Here is a 21,432-nt window from a genome sequence, read left to right as displayed (position 1 = left end):
GCTAATTGGACGTTTTCCGAATGCCGACGGCGGTAATTGACGATTCCGAGTATCGAAAAGAGTCAACTTCAACATTGCCCTGATAGCGTTAGCGCAATGCGGTACGACTGCCGGTCAGTGACGAGGCTGAGATCGCGCGTTGGCTGAAACCACCGACCGGCGCGCCGATGCCACGCGCCAGCAGATCATCCGCGCCGCTGCGCATCAGTTCGCCCAGCGGCCCTATCACGACGTCGGCCTTGACGACATCCTCGCCGAAGCGGAATTGACCAAGGGCGCCATGTATTTCCATTTCCGCTCCAAGCATGCGCTGGCTCTGGCCGTCATCGATGAACAACTGGCCAGGGCGGGGGCGGCGGTGCAGGCGCTGGTCGACCGCAAGCTCTCCGGCCTGGAAACCCTGATCGATGTCGGCTACCTGATGGCGGTCGAGGACATCTGCCGCGACACCGCGCGCGCGGTGCTGCATCTGCTGCCGGTGGTCGGCCGGGCCGAGGGCCTGCAGACCACGGTGCTCAACAACGCGGTCCAGGCGCTGAGCGTGGTCGCCGAACGCGCGATCGCCGAAGGCGACGTCGTCGACAGCGATCCGCACGACATCGCGCGAGTGCTGCTGACGCTGTACCTGGGTTTGCGGCAAGCCGGCAACCTCGACGAGCCCGAGCAGTTCCTGCGCCAGATCGAGCGGGCGCTGATCGTCGTACTTCCGGGTATGGTGCCCGCGGACCGGATCGACTACTTCCTCCAGTTCATCCGGCGACGCACTGCGCTGGCGGTCAAAACCACCTCGGCGGAGTTCGCCGCGGCCGGAGACCGGATCGACTGATGGCACGTCAAGTCCGATCCGAGGCGACGCGGCGGAAACTGCTCGACGCCGCTATCGACGTCTTCGGCGAGGTCGGCTATGTCGCCGCGGGGCGAACCGCCATCATCGAGCGGGCCGGGGTGACCAAAGGTGCCCTCTACCACCACTTCGACTCGATGGAATCCCTGGTGATGGCGATCATCGAGGGCGGATTCGCCACCATGTTGAACACCTTCCGGGGTATGTGCCAGCCGTCGTCGCCGGCGCTGGAGGGCATGATCCACGGCATGTTCGCCGTCACCGCGGTTCTGGCGGCCGACAAGGAGGCGCGCGCGGCGGGCCATCTGGTGTTCGCACTGTCGGAATCCAACGATCTCGGTGGTGATGTCGCCGGGGAGTGGGCGGCCGCGGTGACTGCGCAGACCACCCGCGCGATCGCCGAGGGCGACCTGCGCGAGGACCTCGATGCCGCCCAGGTCGCCGAGTCGATCACCGGCGCCATGCTCGGGACGTGGCTGCTGTCGCACTCCGGCGACAGCGTCGGGCGGCTGACCCGGATGTGGGGGGCGCTGCTCCCGGCGATCGTGGCGGCGGACTCGCTGTCGTATTTCCAGCAATTCCTGGCCCGTGAGGCGCTGCGTTATCAGGTCAGCCCGGGCGCCGACGAAGACTCAGCCGCCGACCGCTGAGCGGTTACCGTTCATCGAGCCACAGCTGCTCGGTGAGGTCCTGGAACGTCGCGAGCGCAACCCGGTCGTCGGCACGTTCGAGTGCCGACTTGCTCATCAATGCCCGCACCGTAGAACCGTCTCGATGTCCAAGGGAGACGACGAGATTGGCCAACGAGTGCATCACCGACAAGGCGGACTCCTCGGCGGGCGGGACGTCGCCGAAGATCTGCCGGAACTCCAGGGCCAGGACCTCTTCCTGGGTGTAGCCCAGCATCGCGGCGAACCCGGTGTTGGCGAACAAGATGGTGCCGTCGTCGGCGATCGCGAGCACCGGGACCGGGATCCGTTCGAGCGCGACCAGAGCCGGCAACTGCCGCAACGTCTCCATCGGGGTCTGAGGGGTTTGCGCGTTCCGCCGTCGCTCCATGTCTCTGATTATGACGGGCGGACACCGCCATCCGGGCTTCCTTGCCGGTGCCGGAGAGTCGGCCGGCGGCGGCCGGCATCCGCGGCGCCCGCGTGGTGTAACTAACAGTCTCGTGGGGGTTGGACACCATCCAAAAGGTATGTATCATTCCTGTTTATGCGAGGGACTGGTTTGCACGGATCGGCGGCGCGGCAGCGCGCGTCGTGGTCGGCGCCGCGCAGTTCCTCCCACAGCTTCGCCCGGGGCACCTCGAGGGGTCCGCACCGCCGATTGCCGCCGCACGCCGAGCCGCGTTGGTGCACCGCACCGACTGCTGCGCTCGCCGGCAGGCAGACGGGGGTGCGGTTGTGTGCCGCGTTTTACCGGGCGATGTTCTTGTCAGATCACCAGCGCCTGGCTGTCGGCTAGGAACGGCATCGCCATCCAGCGCGACGCCAGCATCGCCTCGGCGGCCGGACCCGGCACCGGACGGGAGAACAGGAATCCCTGGGCCCGGTGACAGCCGTGCCGCATCAAGGTGAGCGCGGCCGCTGAAGTCTCCACGCCCTCGGCGACCACCTGCAGGCCGAACGCTTCGGCAAGGGCGATGATCGCTCGTACGATCGCGAGATCACCGGGGTTGACGCCCAATTCACGCACGAACACGGTGTCGATCTTCAACGTGTCGACCGGCAGATCCTTCAGGTGCGACAGCACCGCGTAGCCGGTGCCGAAGTCGTCGATGGCGATCTGCACCCCGGCTTCGCGCAGCTCGGCCAGAGTGCGCCGGGTGGTCTCGATGTTCTGCACCACCGCGCGTTCGGTGATCTCCAGGCACAGTGACCCCGGCCGCAGGCCGAACTCGTCGACGGTCTCCACCACGTTCTGGACGAACCCGCGGGCGGCCAGCTGCACCGGGGAGACGTTGATGCGCAGGGTGGCGTTGGTCCGAACCCCGTTGGCCTGCCATGAGCTGAATTCTGCGCATGCGCTGCGCATCACCCACCGGCCCAGATCGTCGGCCAGGTTGGCGGATTCGGCGATGCTGATGAACGAGCCGGGCAGCAGCAGCCCCCGGGTCGGATGCCGCCAGCGGACGAGCGCCTCGACCGCCACGATCGCGCCACTCCACAGGTCGACCTCGGGCTGGTAGTACAGCAGCAGTGACTCGTCGTCGATCTTGCCCTGCAGGTGCAGCTCGATGTCCTTGCGGAACAAGCTCTTCAGTGACATGTCGTCGGTGGAGCTGACGGTCTGGTTGCCGCCGCCGCGTTTGGCGGCCAGCACGGCCTCGTCGGCGCGGTGCAGCAGTCCTGCACTGGTGTCCTCGCCGGGCAGTCCCACCGTCACGCCGACGCTGACCGTGCTGGTGACGGTGTGGCCCTGGATCTCCACCTTGTCGCGCAGCGCGCCCTGCAGCCGGTCGGCGAAGGTTTCCGCGCTGGCCATCGACATCGGCCAGTCCGGGATGACGACGAACTCGTCGCCACCGATGCGCGCCGTCATGGTCCGGTTCCCGGCGTAGGCCCGTAGCCGGCGGGCGAAGTCCTGGATGAACCAGTCGCCGGCGGAGTGCCCGAGGTAGTCGTTGATCGGCTTGAGCCGGTCCAGGTCGATGTAGAAGACGCCGACCGGCCCGGGGCTGCCCGCGACCAGCCGATCGGAGAGGTGGGCGACCAGGGCGCGCCGATTGTGCAGACCGGTCAGGTCGTCGTGGTCGGCCAGATAACGCAGCCGCTCCTCGGCGACGACGCGGGCCTGCAACTGCGCGAACAGCGACGCGATCGCCTCGATGGTGTTGAGTTCCTCCGGGCGCCACTTGGGCCGGCGGAACTTGACCAGGTAGAGCATGCCGGTGGTCACCGGTCCGGAGATCAGCGGCGCGGTGGCCACCGACAGCGACTCGATGGCGTGGTCCCTCGCCATCTGGCGGACATAGCCGGACTCGGACGGCTCCGGCCGGATGACGGCCACCCGCTTGCCGTGCGCGCAGGTGGTGAAGACCGGGTCGGCGGTGGTGAACGAGACGACCGCCAGGGGATCGGGATCCGGCGGATCAGTGCGCGGCGGCCATTCCGCGACCAGCTTGGAGGCCCGGATCTCGTGATCGTTGTGGCGCAGGAATCCGGCGTCGACGTTGAGCTGCTCCACCAGCGTCTTCAGCACGCGCTCGCTGACCGCGGGCGCCGTGGACGGTGTGGTGGCCATCAGCTCGGCGGCGATCGAGGTGACCAGCGCCAATCTGTCCGCCACGGATGTCCTTCCCCCGAAGACCGCCGGCCCAGTGCAGGAGCCGCCGGGGCGGCGGGAGGCCTGGGGTCGCTTCGAGCCGATGCCGCCATGAGCATATTCGAAAACCGGACCAGGCTGGAAACATCTCAGCCGAATCTCCGCTGGTCCGATGGCGCCGACCCGGGCGGGCCCGTGATCGGCGTCAGCGCAGCGGTCTGGCCGGAGCGGTGTCGGCCAGGAAGCGGCGCAGCACCTCGACCGCGTCGGCGAGCGTCCGGCGGTCCTCAGCAGAGAGGCGGTCCAACTCCGGATCGATCGCCGCGGCCCGGTCCCGGCGGACCTGGTCGAGCGTGCGCACCCCTTTATCGGTGATCCGGATCAGCACGGCGCGGGCGTCCTGCGGGTCGGTCGTACGCGTGGTCAGGCCGGCGTCCTCGAGCCGGCGCACCTGGGTGGTCATCGTCGGCTGCGAGCAGTGGTCGACCGCGGCCAATTCGGAGATGCGGGCCTCGTCGAGATCCTCGATGGTCGACAGCAGTCGGGCCTGCGCACCGGGGATCGGCAGGGCGACCCGCTGGGTGGCCACCCGATTGAGTCGGGCGACGACGCTGAGCAGGTCGGCTCCCAGGCTGGCGTGGACGGGGGCTGCCATCGCGCGAGTATTGCACAACGGTGGAAGGAAGTGGATGAACTCGGTCGGTGAAGCGAAACGGGTGCTGTCGGGATCGGCTGGCAGAATCGACAGGTGACGAAGACCGGCCAGGGCCAGACCCGAGTCCGGGCTCGCTCTATGCAACCGGTCGAGATCGCGCAGGCCGCGGTGATGGCGGCGTTGTGCGCGGCGACGGCGATCATCGCGGTCGTGGTGCCCTTTGCCGGCGGATTGGCGCTGCTCGGCACGGTGCCGATGGGCCTGCTGGCCTACCGCTACCGGATCCGGGTGCTGATCGCCGCCACGGTGGCCGCCGCGACCATCGCCTTCCTGATCGCGGGCATGGGCGGCTTCATGACGGTGGTGAACTGCGCCTACATCGGCGGGCTGACCGGCGTCATCAAACGCCACCGTCGCGGTCTGCCGACCGTGATCCTGGCCTCGGCGGTGGCCGGCGCAATCTTCGGTGCCGGCGTGGTGGCGTCGCTGGCCGTGCTGTCGCGGCTGCGCCACCTGATCTTCGATGCGATCACCGCCAATGTGCACGGCGTCGCGGCCGCCATGGCCAAGGTTCCGCTGCCCGAATTCCAGCGGGCCGCTGCCGACCTCACCGGATTTCTCGGCGTGCTGCTGCGCTACTGGCACCTGCTGCTCCTGGCGCAGACAACGGTCGGCGTGATGATCGTCTCCCTGCTGGGCTTCTGGGCCTTGTCCCGGGTGCTCGACCGGCTGCGCGGCGTGCCCGACGTACACAAACTGGACCTGACCGCCGAGAGCGGCCCCATCGCGCCGGTACCGGTGCGCCTGGGTCAGGTGCGGTTCCGCTACCCGCAGACCCGCCACGACGCGTTGGGGCCGGTGAGCCTGGAAGTACAAGCGGGCGAACACGTCGCGGTCACCGGCGCCAACGGGTCGGGCAAGACCACCCTGATGCTGCTACTGGCCGGGCGGGCACCCACCGCGGGCACCGTCGAGCGCCCCGGCGCGGTGGGCCTGGGCGCCCCCGGCGGCACCGCGGTGGTCATGCAGCATCCGGAGAGCCAGGTGCTGGGCACTCGGGTTGCCGACGATGTGGTGTGGGGCCTGCCGCCGGGCACCACCATCGACATCGACCGGCTCCTGGACGAGGTCGGTCTATCCGGTTTCGCCGAGCGCGACACCGGCGGCCTGTCCGGCGGTGAGCTGCAGCGGCTGGCGGTGGCCGCGGCGCTGGCCCGCGAACCGGCCCTGCTGATCGCCGACGAGGTCACCAGCATGGTGGATCCGCAGGGGCGTGAGGTCCTGCTGGGAGTGCTTTCGGGGCTATCTGAACGGCACAGCACCGCGCTGGTGCACATCACCCACTACAACGACGAGGTCGGCAGCGCGGACCGAACCATCGACCTGTCCGGCTCGCCGGACAACACCGCCATGGTCGAGACCGCTGACGTGCCGGTAGCGCCCTCCGGCGTCGCGCCGGGCCGCTCCGGCCCGCCGGTACTGGAACTCGCCGGCGTCGGGCACGAATACGGCAGCGGCACCCCGTGGGCCAAGACCGCACTGCGTGACATCAGCTTCACTGTCGACGAGGGCGACGGCTTGCTGATCCACGGCGGCAACGGTTCTGGCAAGTCCACGCTGGCCTGGATCATGGCCGGCCTGACGACACCGACCGTCGGCAGCTGCCTGCTCGGGGGTCGTCCCGCCGACGAACAGGTCGGGGCGGTCGCCTTGTCGTTCCAGGCGGCCCGGCTGCAGCTGATGCGCAGTCATGTCGGCCTGGAGGTGGCCTCGGCGGCCGGCTTCTCGCCGCACGATCACGCCCGGGTCAGTGCCGCGCTGGCGGCCGTTGGACTGGATGCGGCGCTGGCGGGTCGGCGCATCGACCAACTCAGCGGCGGCCAGATGCGCCGGCTGGTGCTGGCGGGCTTGTTGGCCCGCTCGCCGCGGGCCCTGATCCTCGACGAACCGCTCGCCGGTCTGGATGCCACCAGCCGGCACGGGCTGCTGCGGCTCCTGGAGGACCTGCGGCGCGAGACCGGCCTGACCGTGGTGGTCATCTCCCATGACTTCGCCGGGCTAGGGGAGTTGTGCCCGCGCACGCTGCACCTGCAGAACGGCGTGCTGCTGCCGGCACCGGCGGGTGCGGCATGACCAACCGGCCCCGTCGAACTCCGCGTCCGGTGGTGCTGCTGCGTCCGGTGCCCGGTGACTCCGCGGTGCACCGATTGTGGGCCGGGACCAAGCTGTTCGTTGTTTTCGGTATCTCGGTGCTGCTGACCTTCTACCCGGGCTGGTTAACGATCGGCGCGGTGGCGCTGCTGGTGTTCACGGCGGCCCGGGTCGCCCGCATTCCGCGCGGCGCCCTGCCGTCGGTGCCGCGCTGGCTGTGGGTGCTGCTGGTGGTCGGCGGTGCCACCGCCGCCATGGCCGGCGGTGAACCGGCCGGCCTGGGCGGGCTGCTGAACTTCCTGCGGATCACCGCCCTGTCGATCGTGCTGCTGGGACTGGGGGCGATGGTGTCGTGGACCACCAACGTCGCTGAAATCGCGCCGGCAGTGGCCACTTTGGGCCGGCCGCTGCGCCTGCTGCGAATCCCGGTGGACGACTGGGCCGTTGCGCTGGCATTGGCGCTGCGCGCATTTCCGATGCTGATCGACGAATTCCGGGTGCTCTACGCCGCCCGCCGGCTGCGGCCCAGGACGCGGCCGCGTACCCGCCGGGAACGCCGGCGCCGCTGGGCGCGCGAGGCGATCGATTTGATCACCGCGGCCATCACCGTGACGCTGCGCCGCGCCGACGAGATGGGCGATGCGATCACTGCTCGTGGTGGAGTGGGCCAGATTTCGGCGCTGCCGTCGCGGCCTGGGCTCGCCGATGCTGTGGCGCTGGCGCTGGTCGCCGTGGTGTGCGGTGCCGGGCTGGCGCTCGAGCTGACGGTGCTGACCACCGCCGGCTAGGTTCAGCAATCGGTCTTCCCGGCGCGCGTCCGGGCCCCGTCTCCCGGAGCCGCCGGGGAGGAATACATCTGATGCCCGGCTCTGCGCGACAACTCGGCTTGCGCGACGGTGGTAGGCGCGCGTTGTCGCGCATAGCCGGGCACACACCACATCGGTGCCACTGCCGCGTGCACGGTGTTCGACATCGCAGCGCCGCCGGCTAGCTACCGACGCGCTGCCGCGTTCGCGGCGTCTTGAGCCTTACGCAACGTGGCGGCGACATCGGCGCGGCCCAAAAACATCTCGTCGAAATAGGGTTTGATCGCCTGGTTGCCGGCCGGAAACCCCTCGAAGCCACCCGGAGCGGGGATGCGCGGGCCGGCGAGCACCGCGAAGAACGGGGTGACATCGACCCCGCGGTGCGCCCAGTAGTCGAAGTAGACGGGCTGGGCGCTGAGCACCGCCGGGATCGCCGCCCCCTGCCGGCCGACGTATTGGTTCCCTTCGCGGCCGCCCAGCCAGGACAACACTGTTCGCACCGCCTCCGGGTGAGGTGAGGCGGCGTTGCCGGCGGCGGCGATCCCGTTGGTGACGCTGACCCGACCGGCCGGTCCGACCGGCAGCATCGCCACGCCCCAATGGAACGCGGCCTGCTCGGCGACGGCCGCCAGGTTGTAGGTGCCGGATTGGAACAGCGCCATCTTGCCGGCCAGGAACTGGTTGCGGGAGAAGTCGCCGTTGGTGTTGGTGTCCGAGGCCGGCGGCGCCACGTGGTCGGCATTGATCAACTGCACCAGGTAGTCGAACGCGGCCGCCGCCGCCGGGTTGTCGAAGGCGAACTCGTCGTCGCGCTGGAACACCCCGCCGGCTGATCCGATGAAGTTCAGGTAGATGCCCTGCGGGTCGTTGGCGGCGTTGTAGCCCCACTGCCGGATCCGGCGCTGGTCGAATCCCGGTGTGGCTGCGCTGCGCCCGGCAACGTCGCGCGTGAGCTCGGCCAGAAGCGGTCGCAGGGTGTCGTTGCGGCCGTGTGGATCCCAGCGCAGCTGCGTCAACCGGGCGGGATCGACTCCGGCGGCGGCCAGCAGGTCCGCGTTGTAGTAGAGCGCGATACCGGCGTCGGTGAGCTGCGGCACCGCCCACAGCGTCCCGTCCCGGGTGAACTGATTGACCACCGACGGCTCCCAATCCGCCCCGACCGCATCGATTTTCATCAGCCGCCCGCTGTCGGCATAGCCGGCCAGGTAGGCGTCGGAGAGCCAGAAGATGTCGTCGGCGCCGCCGCCGGCGACGTCGGTGCGCAGCGTGTCGAAGTAGCTGGCGTAGGAGACGACGTTGACGCGCACGTCGATGTCGGGGTGGGTGCGGTTGAACGCCGCGAAGGACTGCCGGTAGGCCGCCGCGACCTGCTCGTCCCACAATCGCACCGTCACCACCGTCTTGCCGCCGGCCGAGCGGGTCGCGGCGTGATCGAGCAGCACCGCCGCCAGGCCGAACAGCGCGGCCACTGCGACGACCGCGATCGCGAACAGGGTGGAGAACCGTGGCCGACTCATTTGATCCCTGTGACGACGATCGAGGCCACGATCCGGCGCTGGAACGCCACGAACATCACGATCAACGGGATCATCGCGACCGTGGTCGCCGCCATCACCAGCGTCCACTGCGCGTTGTAGCGCGACTGCAGCGCTGCGGTGGCCACCGTCAGCACCCGCCACTTGTCGCCGCTGGTGATCACCAACGGCCACATGAAGTTGTTCCATTGCGAGACCACGGTGATCAGTCCGAGGGTGACCAGGATCGGCCGGCTGGCCGGCACCATCACGTGCACGATCACGTCCAGGGTGTTCGCGCCGTCGAGACGCGCGGCGTTCACCAGGTCGTCGGGGACGGCCCGGAAGTACTGCCGCAACAGGAAAATCGCGTATGGGGAGCCGAAGACGAACGGCAGCACCAACGCCCAGAACGTGTTGCGCAGACCCAGCTGCGCCATCATCAGGTACAGCGGCACCACCGTCACGGTGGCCGGCACCATCAAGGTGGCCACATACACCCAGAACAGCTTGTCGCGGCCCGGGAAGTCCAGCCGGGCGAATGCATACGCCGCCAGCACCGAAAAGCTCAGCTGCCCCAGCACGATCACCGCTGTCATCAGCGTGGTCACCGCGGCCGCGCGGCCGAACCCCGCCCCGCCCAGATCGGCGTAGTTGTCCAGGGTCGGGGGATCGGGCCACGCCAGCGGAGTGCCAGTGGCGAACTGGCGGGCCGGGGTGAACGACGTCAACAACCCCAGTCCGAACGGCGCCAGGGTGATCAACGCGCCGAGCGTCAGCAGCGTGTAGACGCCGGCGTTACGTGAGGTCATAGCTGACCCGCCGTCCCAATGACAGCTGCTGCACCACCGTGACACCGACCAGCACCGCGAACAGCACCAGCGCCATCACCGCTGCCCGTCCGATCGCTGCCGCCCCGAACGCTTCGTCGTAGATGCGGTGTGCGATCAGGTCGGTGCGACCCGCGGGGCCGCCCCCGGTGAGCGCGTACACGGTGTCGAACACCTGCGCCGCACTGACCACGCCGGTGACCAGGACGAAGAACATGGTGGGTCGCAGCATCGGCAACGTGACCCGCCAGAACCGCTGCCAGCCGGTGGCCCCGTCGATGCGCGCCGCTGCGAGCACCTGGGTGGGAATGGCCAGGATGCCGGCCAAGAAGAACAGGGCGACGTAGCCGACGTTGGTCCACACCACCACCGCCGAGGTCACCGGCAGCGCCAACCCGGGGTCGGTCAACCATTCGATGCGATGCCCCAGCACGGTGCTCACCGCGCCGTCGGTGGGGCTCAGGATCCAGCGCCACAGCACCGCGATCGCCAGCGGCGCGCAGATCCAGGGCAGCACGTAGATGGTGCGGAACGCACCGCTGCCGGGCAACTCACGGGCCAGCAACACCGCCACCCCCAGCCCCAGCGCGGTCTGGACCGGGACGACGATCGCCACGAAAAGCACCGTCACCGCAAGTGAATTGCCGAACACCGGATCGGTCAGCACCGAGCGCCAGTTGTCGGTGCCGACATAGCTGATCGGCCCCAGCAGGTCCCAGCGGTGCAGACTCAGCCATACCACCACCAGCATCGGCAGCAACAGGAACGCCACCACCCCGAACAGGCTGGGCGCCAGCAACGCGTAGGCCAGCGAGGTCGAGCGGCGCGGCGAGTCTGCCATGCAGGTATTAAAACCGCTCGTTACCGTGGACCGGTGACACCGAACCGGGGGATCGATGCCGATTTTCTGGCCCTGCCCCGCCACGAGCTGGCCGATGCCGCCTTGTCGGCGGCCAGAGCTGCCGGCGCCGAGCATGCCGACCTGCGGATTCACCGGATCGCCACCGAGATCGTCCGGTTGCGCGACGGCGAGCTGGAGACCTCCGTCGTCAACCGCGAACTCGGGTGCGCGGTCCGGGTGATCGTCGACGGCACCTGGGGCTTCGCCTCACATGCCGAACTGGCGCCGGGGGTGGCCGCCGACACCGCACGCCGGGCCGTGCAGGTGGCCCGCACGCTGGGCGCCCTCAACCGGGAACGCGTCGAGTTGGCCGCCGAGCCGGTCTACCGCGACGCGAGCTGGGTGTCGGACTATCGCATCGACCCGTTCGACGTGCCCACCGCCGACAAGATCGACGTGCTGGAGGACTACTCCGGGCGGCTGCTGGCCGCCGACGGGGTGCACCACGTCACCGCTGCGCTGACCGCGGTCAAAGAACAGACGTTCTACGCCGACACCTTCGGGTCGTCGATCACCCAGCAGCGGGTACGGCTGATGCCGGTCTGCGAGGCGGTCACCGTCGGAGCGGACGGTTTCGACTCGATGCGCACACTGGCCCCGCCGACCGCGCAGGGCTGGGAGGCGGTGGCCGGCGACGAGGTGTGGGATTGGTCGGCGGAGCTGGCCCAGCTGCCGCTGCTGCTGGCCGAGAAGATGAAAGCCCCCAGCGTGACGGCCGGGCCGACGGATCTGGTGATCGATCCGACCAACCTGTGGCTGACCATCCACGAATCCATCGGGCACGCAACCGAATACGACCGGGCGATCGGCTACGAGGCAGCCTACGCCGGCACGTCGTTCGCCACCCCGGACAAGCTCGGCACGTTGCGCTACGGCTCGCCGGTGATGAACGTGACCGCCGACCGCACGGTGCCCTATGGCCTGGCCAGCATCGGCTACGACGACGAAGGGGTGGCCGCGCAGAGCTGGGACCTGGTGCGCGACGGCCTGTTCGTCGGCTACCAGCTGGACCGGGTGTTCGCGCCGAGATTGGGTCAGGCCCGCTCCAACGGCTGCTCGTATGCCGACTCGCCGCACCATGTTCCGATCCAACGGATGGCCAATGTCTCGCTGCAGCCGGGCACCGAGGACGTGTCCACTGCCGACCTGATCTCCCGGGTCGACGACGGCATTTACATCGTCGGGGATCGATCGTGGTCGATCGACATGCAGCGCTACAACTTTCAGTTCACCGGGCAGCGGTTCTTCCGGATCCGCGACGGCCGGCTCGACGGGCAGCTGCGTGACGTGGCCTATCAGGCGACCACCACTGATTTCTGGAACGCGATGGAGGCCGTCGGCGGCGCCGCGACATGGCGGCTGGGCGGGGCGTTCAACTGCGGCAAGGCCCAGCCCGGCCAGGTGGCTGCGGTCAGCCACGGCTGCCCGTCGGCGCTGTTCCGCGGGATCAACGTGCTCAACACGCGGGCCGAGGGGGGCAGGCAATGATTCCGGCGCAGCAGGTGATCGACCTTGCCCTGGACGCCGCCGGCAGCGGCCGGCACGCCGGCACCGACACCGAGACCATCGTGCTGGTCACCGACCGCACCGAGGCGTCACTGCGGTGGGCGGGAAACTCGATGACCACCAACGGGGTCTCGAGCAGCCGGACCACCACGGTGGTCACGATCGCCCGCGACGATGAGGGGCCCCGGGTCGGCTCGCTGTGCTCGGCGGAGGTGGACCCCGCGCTGATTCCCGAGCTGGTGGCGGCCTCGGCGGAGGCCGCCGCGGGTGCGCCGGAAGCCCGCGACGCCGCAGAGCTGGTGGGCGGCAGCGGTATGCCGGATGACTGGGACGCCGACGCACCGGAGACCGGGGCCGAGGTCTTCGCCGGCCTGGCGGCGTCGCTGAGCCGAGGCTTCCGCGGGGCCGACCAGTTGTACGGCTTCGCCCGACACGAGGTGGCGACGACGTTCTTGGCGTCCTCGACCGGGCTGCGGCGCCGCTTCACCCAGCCCACCGGGACGGTGGAGATCAATGCCAAACGCGCTCGCGCCAGCGCATGGGCCGGGGTCAGCACACCGGATTTCGTTGATGTGCGCTGCGATTCGCTGCTGGAACAGTTGTCGAGGCGGCTGGGGTGGGCGGCGCGCAGCGTCGAACTGCCCGCCGGGCGTTATGAGACGTTGATGCCACCGTCGACCGTGGCCGACATGATGATCTACCTGGGCTGGACGATGAGTGGCCGCGGCGCCCAGGAGGGCCGTACCGCCCTGTCGGCGCCCGGCGGCGGGACCCGGGTGGGAGAGCGTCTGTCCGATCTGCCGTTGACCCTGTATTCCGACCCACACGCCTTCGGACTCGAGTGTGCGCCGTTTGTGGCGACCGGCACCTCCTCGGAAACGGTATCGGTGTTCGACAACGGCCTGGACATCGGCTGCGTGGACTGGATCCGCGGCGGGGTGATCAACGCGCTGGCCTACCCGCGGGCCGCGGCCGCGGAGTTCGGTGCCCCCGTCGCGCTGCCCGCCGACAACCTGCTGATGACGGGCGGTTCGGCCAGCATGGACGAGATGATCGCCTCCACCGAGCGCGGGCTGCTGCTGACCACGCTGTGGTACATCCGCGAGGTCGACCCGACCACGCTGCTGCTGACCGGGCTGACCCGTGACGGCGTCTATCTGGTCGAGGACGGCCAGGTGAGGGCGGCGGTGAACAATTTCCGGTTCAACGAGAGCCCGCTGGACCTGCTGCGCCGGGCCACCCAGGCCGGTATCGCCGAACCGACGCTGCCGCGGGAGTGGGGCGACTGGGCGACGCGGGCGGTGATGCCCTCACTGCGGATTCCCGACTTCCACATGTCGTCGGTGAGTCAGGCGCAGTGATAGCAGGGGTTCAGACCAGCTCGGTGGCGTCGCATATCCAGGACATGTCCTCGGTGGCAAGGTTCTCGAGGTAGTTGGGCGGCGCGAAGGCCAGCACACTGCCGTAGTCCCAATAGTCTTTCCACACCGTGATTTTCCCGTCGACAACCCGATGCACGGTGGCGAACCGCAGGGTGCCCTGCTCACCGGTCGGGAATATCCACGTCTCGGAGTGCTCGTACATGACATCCGGACCGTTCGACACCAACTGACCGCCGTGGTGCCGGTAGTCGGCCAGCCGGTCAAACAGCAACCGGAGCCGTTTGACGATGTCCTCGGGGCCGCGCGCCGCCGCTGCCGGCATCGGCATATCGACGTAGAGGCAATCGGGGGCCAAGAAGGTCTTGAGCGCGTCCCAATCATGTCGCGCCAGCGCCTGCCACATGCCCAGGACGATGTCGCGGGATGCGGTGGCTGAATCCGAAGCCGAGGCGTCCATCATGATGGTCACTGAACCGGGTCGCCGGGCTGGTGTCAATCATCGAGGAGGGAAGATCTCAATGAACGCGCGTGTGGAGCAGCTGGAGTTTCAGGCTGAGGCCCGTCAGCTGCTGGATTTGATGGTCCACTCGGTCTACTCCAACAAGGACGCATTCCTGCGGGAGCTCATCTCGAATGCCTCCGACGCACTGGACAAGCTGCGGCTCGAGGCGTTCCGCAACAAGGACCTCGAAGTCGACACCTCCGACCTGCACATCGAGATCGAGGTCGACAAGGCGGCCCGCACCCTGACCGTCCGCGACAACGGCATCGGCATGTCGCGCGAGGAGGTGGTGGACCTGATCGGCACCCTAGCTAAGTCCGGCACCGCTGAGCTGCGCCAGCAGCTGCGGGAAGCCAAGAATGCGCAGGCCTCGGAGGAACTGATCGGGCAGTTCGGCATCGGGTTCTACTCGGTGTTCATGGTCGCCGACCGGGTCGAGATGCTCACCCACAAGGCTGGGCAGAGCGAAGCCATCCGGTGGGAATCCAGCGGTGACGGCACCTACACCATCGAACCGGTTGAGGATGCGCCGCAGGGTACGTCGATCACCTTGCACCTCAAGCCCGAAGACACCGAGGACGAGCTGCACGACTACACCGCGGAGTGGACGATCCGGAGCCTGGTCAAGAAGTACTCCGACTTCATCGCCTGGCCGATCCGCATGCAGGTCGAGCGCCGGGTCCCGCAAGACGCAGAAGCAGAGGGCGGCGGGGAGACCGTGACCGTGGAGACCGCGACGCTGAACTCGATGCAGGCGCTGTGGGCGCGGCCCAAAGACGAAGTCTCGCAAGAGGAATACAACGAGTTCTACAAGCACATCGCGCATGCCTGGGACGACCCGCTCGAGGTCATCGCGATGAAGGCCGAGGGCACCTTCGAATACCAGGCGCTGTTGTTCATCCCGTCGCACGCCCCATTCGACCTGTTCAACCGGGACGCCCACGTCGGGGTGCAGCTCTACGTCAAGCGGGTGTTCATCATGGGCGACTGCGACCAGCTGATGCCCGAGTACCTGCGCTTCGTCAAGGGCGTCGTCGACGCCGCGGACATGTCGCTCAACGTCTCCCGGGAGATCCTGCAGCAGGACCGCCAGATCAACGCGATTCGCCGGCGGCTGACCAAGAAGGTGCTGTCCACCATCAAGGAACTGCAGGCGCAGCGCCCGGAGGACTACCGCACGTTCTGGACCGAGTTCGGCCGCGTCGTCAAAGAAGGACTGCTCTCCGACTTCGACAATCAAGAGACGCTGCTGGCGATCAGCTCCTTCGCCTCGACGCACAGTGACTCCGAGCCGACCACCTTGGCCGAGTACGTCGAACGCATGAAAGACGGCCAGGAACAGATCTTCTACGCCACCGGTGAATCCCGCCAGCAACTGCTGAAATCACCGCACCTGGAAGCGTTCAAGGCCAAGGGCTATGAGGTGCTGCTGCTCACCGACCCGGTCGACGAGGTGTGGGTGAACACCGTCACCGAATTCGACGGCAAGCCGCTGCAGTCGACGGCCAAGGGCGAGGTGGATCTGGATTCCGAGGAGGACAAGACCGCGCACGAGGCCGAGCGCAAAGAGCAGGAGAAGGATTTCGCCGAGCTGATCGCCTGGCTAAAGCAGATCCTGACCGACCACGTCAAAGAGGTGCGGCTGTCCACCCGGCTGACCGAGTCCCCGGCCTGCCTGATCACCGACACCTTCGAGATGACCCCGGCGTTGGCGCGCATCTATCGCGCCAACGGTCAGGAGGTGCCGGTCGGCAAGCGCGTCCTCGAACTGAACCCGGGCCATCCGCTGATCACCGGTCTGCGCCAGGCGCACAGCGAGCGGGCCGAGGATGCCGGGTTGGCCGAGGCCGCGGAGTTGCTCTACGGCACAGCGCTGTTGGCCGAGGGCGGGTCGCTGGAGGATCCGGCGCGGTTCGCCGAGCTGCTGGCGCAGCGACTGGCCCGCACTCTGTGAGCTCACGGCACCAGCACCACCTTGCCGACGTTTTCTCGCGCTGCCAGAATGCGGTGCGCCTCCGGAGCTTCGGCGAACGGCACCGCCGCATGAACCAGCGGTGCCGCGGTCCCGTTGGCCAGCGCCTGTGACAGTGGGGCGATCCAGGGTTCGAGCGTGCCGCGATCGTCCCACAGCCGCAACATGTTCAGGCCGATGACGGTCTTGGATTCCTCCATCTGCTTGAGCAGGCTGAAGCCGCGCAGCATCGCCAGCGCCTGGGGTGCCGCCCGCCGCAGTGACCGCTTCTCGCCCTGCTGCAGCGACGACAGGCCGTAGGCCACCAGCCGTCCGCCGGGCCGCAGCAACGCGAATGATCGCCGCACCGAGGTGCCGCCGAGCGCGTCGAGCACCAGGTCATAGGGTGGCAGGCCATTCCACCAGCCGGTGCGGCGGTAGTCGATGGCGCGGTCGATGCCCAACGCGGTGAGCTGATCGTGCTTGCCCGGCGATGCGGTGCCGTGCACGATCGCGCCGGCGGCCTTGGCCAGCTGGATCACCGCGATCCCGACCCCGCCGGCCGCGGCGTGCACCAACACCCGCTCTCCAGCACGCAGGGAACCGTAGCCGTGCAAGGCCGCCCAGGCCGTCGCGTAATTCACCGGTATCGCAGCGCCCTGCTCGAAGCTCATCGCCCCGGGAAGCGGCACCGTGTCGGCGGCGCTGGCGTTGACGATCTCGGCGTAGCCGCCGAACCGGGTGCCGGCCAATACCCGCTCGCCGACGCGAGCCTTATCAACGCCCTCTCCGACCGCTTCGATGGTTCCGGCCACCTCGTAGCCGACCACCGCGGGCAGCTTCGGCGCTTCGGGATACAGCCCGACCCGGGCGAGGTGGTCGGCGAAGTTCACGCCCGCCGCGCGCACCGCGATCCGCACCTGGCCGCGGGCGGGCGGCGGCGGATCGGGGCGATCCTGTACCTGCAGCACCGACGGCGGCCCGTGGTTGGTGATGACGACGACGCGCATGGCTTTCAGCCTATTGCGGTTGCGGCCATAATCCTTGGGATGGACGTTTTCGATGAGCTGTACCGGTTGGCGGCGTGGTCGGGCGAGGCGGCCGCCGACGCAGATCCCGCGGTGGCCGAGTTCGCCGAGCAATTCCGGGTCGACGTCTCGATGATCACCGACGCGCAGCGCGCCCGGCTGCGGGAGGCGTTGGGGGACGCCACCTTTGATGCCGTGGTACGGATCTTCCTCGCCGACTTCGTGCCACGGGTGCTGGCCGGCCTGGATGCGCTCGGGGTGGCGGTGCCACCGCCCCCGGTTGCCTCGGATCCCTCGGGCCATCCGGCTGAGGTGCTGTTCAACGGCTTCATGCCGGCCGTGGCGCGCCTGCGATCGCTGGACGCGGTGACCTCTGAGCTGGTGCGGTTGCGGGGTGCGGCCCAGCACAATTGCCGCTTGTGCAAATCGCTGCGGGAGACCACCGCCCTGGATGCCGGCGGATCCGAGTCGCTCTACGGCCAGATCGAGCGGTTCGAGGACTCGGGGCTGCTCAGCGAGGCGCAGAAGGCGGCGCTGCGCTACGTCGACGCCCTGATCTGGACACCGGCGCAGATCGACGCCGAGGTGGCTGCCGGGGTACGCCGGCACTTCAGCGACGAACAGGCCGTCGAACTGACCCTGGACGTGATGCGCAACGCGGGCAACAAGATCGCGGTCGCGCTGGGCGCCGACGCACCGCGGGTGGCCGAGGGCACCGAGCGCTACCTGCTAGATGCCGACGGCCAAACCGTGTTCAGCTGACGCCGTCGCCGTGGCGGGCCAAAAAACCCAGGACGGCGTCGGCGAAGATGTCGTTGCGGTCCCCGGCGACCATGTGGCCGGCGCCGGCGACATCGATGAACTCCACCTGGGGGAATCGGGCCAAAAACGCTTCGGCGCTGCCCGCGCTGACCAGGTCGCTGAGTTGGCCGCGCACCAGCAGCATCGGCACGCCGCCGTCGAGGATGGCCTGCACCGCGGCGTTAAGACGCTCGACGTCGTGGATCTCCATCGGCCCCTGGTGCTCGGGGCCGCTGATGAACTGCGGATCCCAGTGCCAGTACCAGCGATCGCCGCGGCGGCGCAGGTTGGCGGTGAGCCCGGTGAGGTCGGTGGGGCGGGGCCGGTGCGGGTTGTAGGCGGCGATCGCGTCGGCGACCTCGTCGAGGGAGTCGAAGCCGGACTCCATGTTCTCGGCCATGAACGCCTGCACCCGTTCCGCGCCGGAGGTGTCCATATTGGGCACGATGTCGACCAGCACCACCGCGCTGGCGGCCCCGGGCGCCAGTTCGCCGCAGAGCAGCATCGCGGCGCACCCACCCAGCGAGGCGCCCACCAACACCGGATCCGGCGGCAGGGTGCGTAGCACCTCGTGGATGTCGGTGGCGAAGCTGACCAACCGGTAGTCTCCCTCGGCCGCCCAATCCGATTCGCCGTGCCCGCGCAGATCGACGGTGACGGCCTGCCAGCCACGCTCGGCCACCGCCGCCGCGGCCCGGCCCCAGGAACGACGGGTCTGGCCGCCGCCGTGCAGGAACACCACAGCGCGGGCGTCGGGGTCCCCATGGCGGTCGGCGATGATGCGCACATCGCCGGGCGCGTGGGTGACGAACGTTTCCGCAGTCATTCTGGGATGGTAAGCATGTGCTGCTGGGCGGTTCTCAATTGGCCAGGCAAAACCCCTATTGAGCTGGGCGTTACCGGGGCTACGATGGAGTATTCCTCACCTTGGGAGGCCGTCATGGCCCGCTTTCTCGCACTCGCATACGGGGTGTTCAACTATCTGGTCTTCCTCGTGGTCTTCCTGTACCTGGTCGGCTTCGTCGGCGACTTCGTCGTGCCGCGCAGCGTGGACCACGGCCCGCCGGCGCCGGTGGGGTTGGCGATCGTCATCGACGTCGCGCTAGTGGCGCTGTTCGCGGTGCAGCACAGCGTGATGGCGCGCCCGGCGTTCAAGCGATGGTGGACCCGAGTGGTGCCCGAGAGCATCGAGCGCAGCACCTACGTTCTGGCCTCGAATCTGGTTCTGGCCCTGCTGTTCTGGCAGTGGCGGCCAATCCCGGCGACCCTGTGGAACCTGACGGTGCCGGCGGAGCGCACGGTGCTGTGGGGACTGTTCTGGATCGGCTGGGCGATAGCTTTGGCGTCGACATTCATGATCAGCCACCTGGACCTGTTCGGGCTGCGCCAGGTGTACCTGGCGTCGCGCGGAGAGCCGTACAACCATGTCGGCTTTCAGACCCGGGCGCTGTACCGGGTGGTGCGGCACCCTCTGATGCTGGGGTTCGTGATCGCGTTCTGGGCCACGCCCACCATGACCGCTGGCCACCTGCTGTTCGCGGCCGCCGCCACCGGCTTCATCCTGATCGCGCTGCAGCTCGAGGAGCACGATCTGGTCGGGGCGCTGGGCGAGGACTATGAGCAGTACCGCACCGAGGTGCCGATGCTCGTGCCCGTGCGATGGCGCGGCGAGTTCAGGCGAACGGCTGCAGGGCGAACCGGCCCCAGGCCAGGAACGCGAACAGGGCGATAAAGACGAGGTCGCCGGCCAGGTAGCCCCACTCGCTGCGACGCAACCTGATTGTGGCGGCCCCGGCCATGAACAGCATCAGCCCGCACGCGGCGATCGGTACCAGCAGCGGTGCCACGCCGACGGCCGCGGGAAGCACCAGGCCGATCGCGCCGATCAGCTTGAGGGTCCCGATGGCCTTGAGATGACTGCCCCCGAAGTCGTCGACCCAGTGCTGGTTGGCGCCCAATGCCCGGTACTTCTCCTTCGGCAGCAGCAGCAGGGCGGCGCCGCCGGCAACAAACCCGGTGGCGACGACGCCGGCGATGATCCACAGCGCGGTGTTCATGTAGTACTCCTTCGTGGTTACCTCGGTCGGGTGCGGTTCGTCATTACCTATGACGGACCAGGACCACGAGAGGTAACCGATGACCCCCGAGACCCAGTTGGCGGAAGCTTTCGAGCAGCAGCGCCGTCGCCTGCTCACGTTGGCGCACCGGGTGCTGGGCTCGCGATCCGACGCCGAAGACGTGGTCCAGGAGGCGTGGCTGCGGTTGTCCCGCCAGGATGAGGCGATCGACAACCTGCCCGGGTGGTTGACGACCGTGATCAGTCGCATCTGCATCGACACCCTGCGGGCGCGCGCCGCGCGACCCCCCGAGGTCTCGATCGACGACGACCTGCCCGAGCTCGTCGTTACCGAAGACCAGGACACGCCAGAAGACGTTGCGGTGTTATCGGATTCGGTCGGGCTGGCGCTGCTGGTCGTGCTGGGGTCGTTGCGTCCCGATGAACGGCTTGCGTTCGTGTTGCACGACATGTTCGCCGTCCCGTTCGCCGAGATCGGGCCGATCATCGGGAAATCGGCCGATGCCGCCAAGATGCTGGCCAGCCGGGCCCGCCGCAAGGTCCGGGGTGTTCCGCAGCCGGCGGGGGATCGGCGTGAGCAGCGCGAGGTCGTTGATGCCTTCCTGTCGGCCGCCCAGTTGGGCGACTTCGACGCCCTGCTGCGGATACTCGCTCCCGATGTCACCTGGCGCCGGCACACGGCCCGCGGCGTCACCGTCACGACCGGATCCGGCGAGGTCGTGGAGGCGGTCCGCCGGGGTCAGGGGGCGCGCATCACCGCACGTCGCGTCCTGGTCAACGGCGAACCCGGAATCCTGGGCTGGGGCCCGACCGGGCGGCCGCTGAGCCTAATGGCGTGCACGGTCCGAGATGGCCGCCTGGTGGGCATCGTGTCGATCGCCGACCCGGTCCGGTTGGCCGGCCTCGACCTGCCCAAGCCTCCCGAGGCGTAACCGCTGACTCTTGATCAGCGGTCCGAAGGACGACCGTGGTCTGCGGGATGGGGCGCGTCGAGCACACCACCGTGTGTCGTCAGTGCGCCGCGCGGGCGCTAATCTCATGGTCGCTGGTTAGTGCCGGGGGCGGTAGCTCAGTCGGTTAGAGCCGCGGACTCATAATCCGTTGGTCGCGGGTTCGAGCCCCGCCCGCCCCACAAGGTCCGGATGACGTCGGACGGTGCTTGAGAGTTACATCGGCTGATCCTTGACGCTGCCCGGCGCCGCTTGGCTCACTGCGGC

General features: G+C 68.6%; 19 protein-coding genes, 1 tRNA gene and 1 pseudogene. 11 read left to right on the top strand and 10 right to left on the bottom strand.

Annotated elements, in window-relative coordinates; genetic code table 11:
• Positions 1–139: 139 nt before the first annotated feature.
• Positions 140–826, top strand: a complete 687-nt coding sequence (locus tag A5694_RS11745; protein WP_064922011.1) for a TetR/AcrR family transcriptional regulator — start codon at positions 140–142, stop codon at positions 824–826.
• The gene (locus A5694_RS11740; RefSeq protein ID WP_064922010.1) at positions 826–1,494 is read left to right on the top strand and encodes a TetR/AcrR family transcriptional regulator; all 669 of its coding nucleotides are present in this window, start codon (positions 826–828) and stop codon (positions 1,492–1,494) included. Before A5694_RS11745 ends, A5694_RS11740 begins: the two co-directional genes overlap by 1 nt.
• A 4-nt stretch (positions 1,495–1,498) precedes the next feature.
• On the opposite strand, the gene A5694_RS11735 is transcribed toward A5694_RS11740, so the two are convergent.
• The 3 genes from A5694_RS11735 to A5694_RS11725 form a co-directional block, all read right to left on the bottom strand.
• Complete coding sequence (locus A5694_RS11735) at positions 1,499–1,864, bottom strand: PAS domain-containing protein (RefSeq protein ID WP_109535675.1); 366 nt, start codon at positions 1,862–1,864, stop codon at positions 1,499–1,501.
• Positions 1,865–2,281: 417 nt separating this feature from the next.
• Positions 2,282–4,090, bottom strand: a complete 1,809-nt coding sequence (locus A5694_RS11730) for a putative bifunctional diguanylate cyclase/phosphodiesterase (RefSeq protein WP_064922059.1) — start codon at positions 4,088–4,090, stop codon at positions 2,282–2,284.
• 226 nt (positions 4,091–4,316) lie between these two features.
• Positions 4,317–4,766, bottom strand: a complete 450-nt coding sequence (locus tag A5694_RS11725; RefSeq protein ID WP_064922008.1) for a MarR family winged helix-turn-helix transcriptional regulator — start codon at positions 4,764–4,766, stop codon at positions 4,317–4,319.
• A gap of 138 nt (positions 4,767–4,904) precedes the next feature.
• Between A5694_RS11725 and A5694_RS11720 the strand changes: the two genes are divergently transcribed.
• Both A5694_RS11720 and A5694_RS11715 read left to right on the top strand, forming a co-directional pair.
• Positions 4,905–6,899 (top strand): ATP-binding cassette domain-containing protein, encoded by a 1,995-nt coding sequence (locus A5694_RS11720; protein ID WP_064922007.1) that lies wholly within the window; start codon positions 4,905–4,907, stop codon positions 6,897–6,899.
• Positions 6,896–7,705, top strand: a complete 810-nt coding sequence (locus A5694_RS11715) for an energy-coupling factor transporter transmembrane component T family protein (protein ID WP_064922006.1) — start codon at positions 6,896–6,898, stop codon at positions 7,703–7,705. Before A5694_RS11720 ends, A5694_RS11715 begins: the two co-directional genes overlap by 4 nt.
• Positions 7,706–7,908: 203 nt before the next feature.
• On the opposite strand, the gene A5694_RS11710 is transcribed toward A5694_RS11715, so the two are convergent.
• Genes A5694_RS11710 through A5694_RS11700 form a run of 3 tightly spaced genes read right to left on the bottom strand, consistent with a single transcriptional unit; the run spans position 7,909 to position 10,908 of the window.
• Positions 7,909–9,240: an ABC transporter substrate-binding protein gene (locus A5694_RS11710; protein ID WP_064922005.1), complete on the bottom strand. Its 1,332-nt coding sequence runs from the start codon at positions 9,238–9,240 to the stop codon at positions 7,909–7,911.
• On the bottom strand, positions 9,237–10,049 hold the full coding sequence (locus tag A5694_RS11705; RefSeq protein ID WP_064922004.1) for a carbohydrate ABC transporter permease: 813 nt from the start codon (positions 10,047–10,049) through the stop codon (positions 9,237–9,239). The genes A5694_RS11710 and A5694_RS11705 overlap by 4 nt, the downstream gene beginning before the upstream one ends.
• Positions 10,036–10,908, bottom strand: coding sequence for a carbohydrate ABC transporter permease (locus tag A5694_RS11700; protein ID WP_064922003.1), 873 nt, complete (start codon positions 10,906–10,908; stop codon positions 10,036–10,038). The genes A5694_RS11705 and A5694_RS11700 overlap by 14 nt, the downstream gene beginning before the upstream one ends.
• A gap of 33 nt (positions 10,909–10,941) precedes the next feature.
• Here A5694_RS11700 and A5694_RS11695 point away from each other — a divergent pair, with 33 nt between their 5' ends.
• Both A5694_RS11695 and A5694_RS11690 read left to right on the top strand, forming a co-directional pair.
• Complete coding sequence (locus tag A5694_RS11695; RefSeq protein ID WP_064922002.1) at positions 10,942–12,456, top strand: TldD/PmbA family protein; 1,515 nt, start codon at positions 10,942–10,944, stop codon at positions 12,454–12,456.
• Complete coding sequence (locus tag A5694_RS11690; protein WP_064922001.1) at positions 12,453–13,835, top strand: metallopeptidase TldD-related protein; 1,383 nt, start codon at positions 12,453–12,455, stop codon at positions 13,833–13,835. Before A5694_RS11695 ends, A5694_RS11690 begins: the two co-directional genes overlap by 4 nt.
• Positions 13,836–13,845: 10 nt before the next feature.
• On the opposite strand, the gene A5694_RS11685 is transcribed toward A5694_RS11690, so the two are convergent.
• Entirely contained in the window at positions 13,846–14,313 is a 468-nt protein-coding gene (locus A5694_RS11685; protein ID WP_064922058.1) for a nuclear transport factor 2 family protein, read from the bottom strand.
• A gap of 61 nt (positions 14,314–14,374) precedes the next feature.
• Here A5694_RS11685 and htpG point away from each other — a divergent pair, with 61 nt between their 5' ends.
• On the top strand, positions 14,375–16,312 hold the full coding sequence (htpG, locus tag A5694_RS11680; RefSeq protein ID WP_064922000.1) for a molecular chaperone HtpG: 1,938 nt from the start codon (positions 14,375–14,377) through the stop codon (positions 16,310–16,312).
• A gap of 2 nt (positions 16,313–16,314) precedes the next feature.
• Here the strand turns inward: htpG and A5694_RS11675 are convergent, their stop codons facing one another.
• The gene (locus A5694_RS11675) at positions 16,315–17,319 is read right to left on the bottom strand and encodes a synaptic vesicle VAT-1 family membrane protein (RefSeq protein WP_064921999.1); all 1,005 of its coding nucleotides are present in this window, start codon (positions 17,317–17,319) and stop codon (positions 16,315–16,317) included.
• Positions 17,320–17,424: 105 nt separating this feature from the next.
• On the opposite strand from A5694_RS11675, the pseudogene A5694_RS11670 reads away from it, so the two are divergent.
• Positions 17,425–18,099: pseudogene (locus A5694_RS11670) on the top strand (carboxymuconolactone decarboxylase family protein); the annotation flags it as partial.
• Here A5694_RS11670 and A5694_RS11665 read toward each other — a convergent pair.
• Positions 18,092–18,964 carry an alpha/beta fold hydrolase gene (locus tag A5694_RS11665; protein WP_064921997.1) on the bottom strand — a complete coding sequence of 291 codons (873 nt, stop codon included), beginning with the start codon at positions 18,962–18,964 and terminating at the stop codon, positions 18,092–18,094. The pseudogene A5694_RS11670 and the gene A5694_RS11665 sit on opposite strands and share 8 nt — an antisense overlap.
• Before the next feature lie 114 nt (positions 18,965–19,078).
• On the opposite strand from A5694_RS11665, the gene mddA reads away from it, so the two are divergent.
• Positions 19,079–19,870: a methanethiol S-methyltransferase gene (gene mddA, locus A5694_RS11660; protein ID WP_064921996.1), complete on the top strand. Its 792-nt coding sequence runs from the start codon at positions 19,079–19,081 to the stop codon at positions 19,868–19,870.
• On the opposite strand, the gene A5694_RS11655 is transcribed toward mddA, so the two are convergent.
• The gene (locus tag A5694_RS11655; RefSeq protein ID WP_064921995.1) at positions 19,812–20,195 is read right to left on the bottom strand and encodes a DoxX family protein; all 384 of its coding nucleotides are present in this window, start codon (positions 20,193–20,195) and stop codon (positions 19,812–19,814) included. The genes mddA and A5694_RS11655 overlap by 59 nt on opposite strands.
• A 79-nt stretch (positions 20,196–20,274) precedes the next feature.
• Here A5694_RS11655 and A5694_RS11650 point away from each other — a divergent pair, with 79 nt between their 5' ends.
• Together A5694_RS11650 and A5694_RS11645 are read left to right on the top strand one after the other, a co-directional pair.
• The gene (locus A5694_RS11650) at positions 20,275–21,147 is read left to right on the top strand and encodes a sigma-70 family RNA polymerase sigma factor (RefSeq protein ID WP_064921994.1); all 873 of its coding nucleotides are present in this window, start codon (positions 20,275–20,277) and stop codon (positions 21,145–21,147) included.
• A gap of 126 nt (positions 21,148–21,273) precedes the next feature.
• Positions 21,274–21,347 (top strand) — tRNA-Ile (locus tag A5694_RS11645).
• The last annotated feature ends 85 nt before the right edge of the window (positions 21,348–21,432 follow it).

Origin of the sequence: Mycolicibacter sinensis, assembly GCF_001667945.1 — a bacterium.
Taxonomy (GTDB): Bacteria; Actinomycetota; Actinomycetes; order Mycobacteriales; family Mycobacteriaceae; genus Mycobacterium; species Mycobacterium sinense_B.
The sequence above is the reverse complement of the archived record's forward strand: the minus strand, read 5'-3'. Positions and strand labels throughout refer to the sequence as shown.

Excerpts from the sequence above, each read along its gene's own strand:
- A5694_RS11740 (WP_064922010.1), top strand. The coding sequence starts at position 826 with ATGGCACGTCAAGTCCGATCCGAGGCGACGCGGCGGAAACTGCTCGAC.
- A5694_RS11735 (WP_109535675.1), bottom strand. The coding sequence starts at position 1,864 with ATGGAGACGTTGCGGCAGTTGCCGGCTCTGGTCGCGCTCGAACGGATC.
- A5694_RS11730 (WP_064922059.1), bottom strand. The coding sequence starts at position 4,090 with ATGGCCACCACACCGTCCACGGCGCCCGCGGTCAGCGAGCGCGTGCTG.
- A5694_RS11725 (WP_064922008.1), bottom strand. The coding sequence starts at position 4,766 with ATGGCAGCCCCCGTCCACGCCAGCCTGGGAGCCGACCTGCTCAGCGTC.
- A5694_RS11720 (WP_064922007.1), top strand. The coding sequence starts at position 4,905 with ATGCAACCGGTCGAGATCGCGCAGGCCGCGGTGATGGCGGCGTTGTGC.
- A5694_RS11715 (WP_064922006.1), top strand. The coding sequence starts at position 6,896 with ATGACCAACCGGCCCCGTCGAACTCCGCGTCCGGTGGTGCTGCTGCGT.
- A5694_RS11710 (WP_064922005.1), bottom strand. The coding sequence starts at position 9,240 with ATGAGTCGGCCACGGTTCTCCACCCTGTTCGCGATCGCGGTCGTCGCA.
- A5694_RS11705 (WP_064922004.1), bottom strand. The coding sequence starts at position 10,049 with ATGACCTCACGTAACGCCGGCGTCTACACGCTGCTGACGCTCGGCGCG.
- A5694_RS11700 (WP_064922003.1), bottom strand. The coding sequence starts at position 10,908 with ATGGCAGACTCGCCGCGCCGCTCGACCTCGCTGGCCTACGCGTTGCTG.
- A5694_RS11690 (WP_064922001.1), top strand. The coding sequence starts at position 12,453 with ATGATTCCGGCGCAGCAGGTGATCGACCTTGCCCTGGACGCCGCCGGC.
- A5694_RS11685 (WP_064922058.1), bottom strand. The coding sequence starts at position 14,313 with ATGGACGCCTCGGCTTCGGATTCAGCCACCGCATCCCGCGACATCGTC.
- htpG (WP_064922000.1), top strand. The coding sequence starts at position 14,375 with ATGAACGCGCGTGTGGAGCAGCTGGAGTTTCAGGCTGAGGCCCGTCAG.
- A5694_RS11675 (WP_064921999.1), bottom strand. The coding sequence starts at position 17,319 with ATGCGCGTCGTCGTCATCACCAACCACGGGCCGCCGTCGGTGCTGCAG.
- A5694_RS11665 (WP_064921997.1), bottom strand. The coding sequence starts at position 18,964 with ATGACTGCGGAAACGTTCGTCACCCACGCGCCCGGCGATGTGCGCATC.
- mddA (WP_064921996.1), top strand. The coding sequence starts at position 19,079 with ATGGCCCGCTTTCTCGCACTCGCATACGGGGTGTTCAACTATCTGGTC.
- A5694_RS11655 (WP_064921995.1), bottom strand. The coding sequence starts at position 20,195 with ATGAACACCGCGCTGTGGATCATCGCCGGCGTCGTCGCCACCGGGTTT.
- A5694_RS11650 (WP_064921994.1), top strand. The coding sequence starts at position 20,275 with ATGACCCCCGAGACCCAGTTGGCGGAAGCTTTCGAGCAGCAGCGCCGT.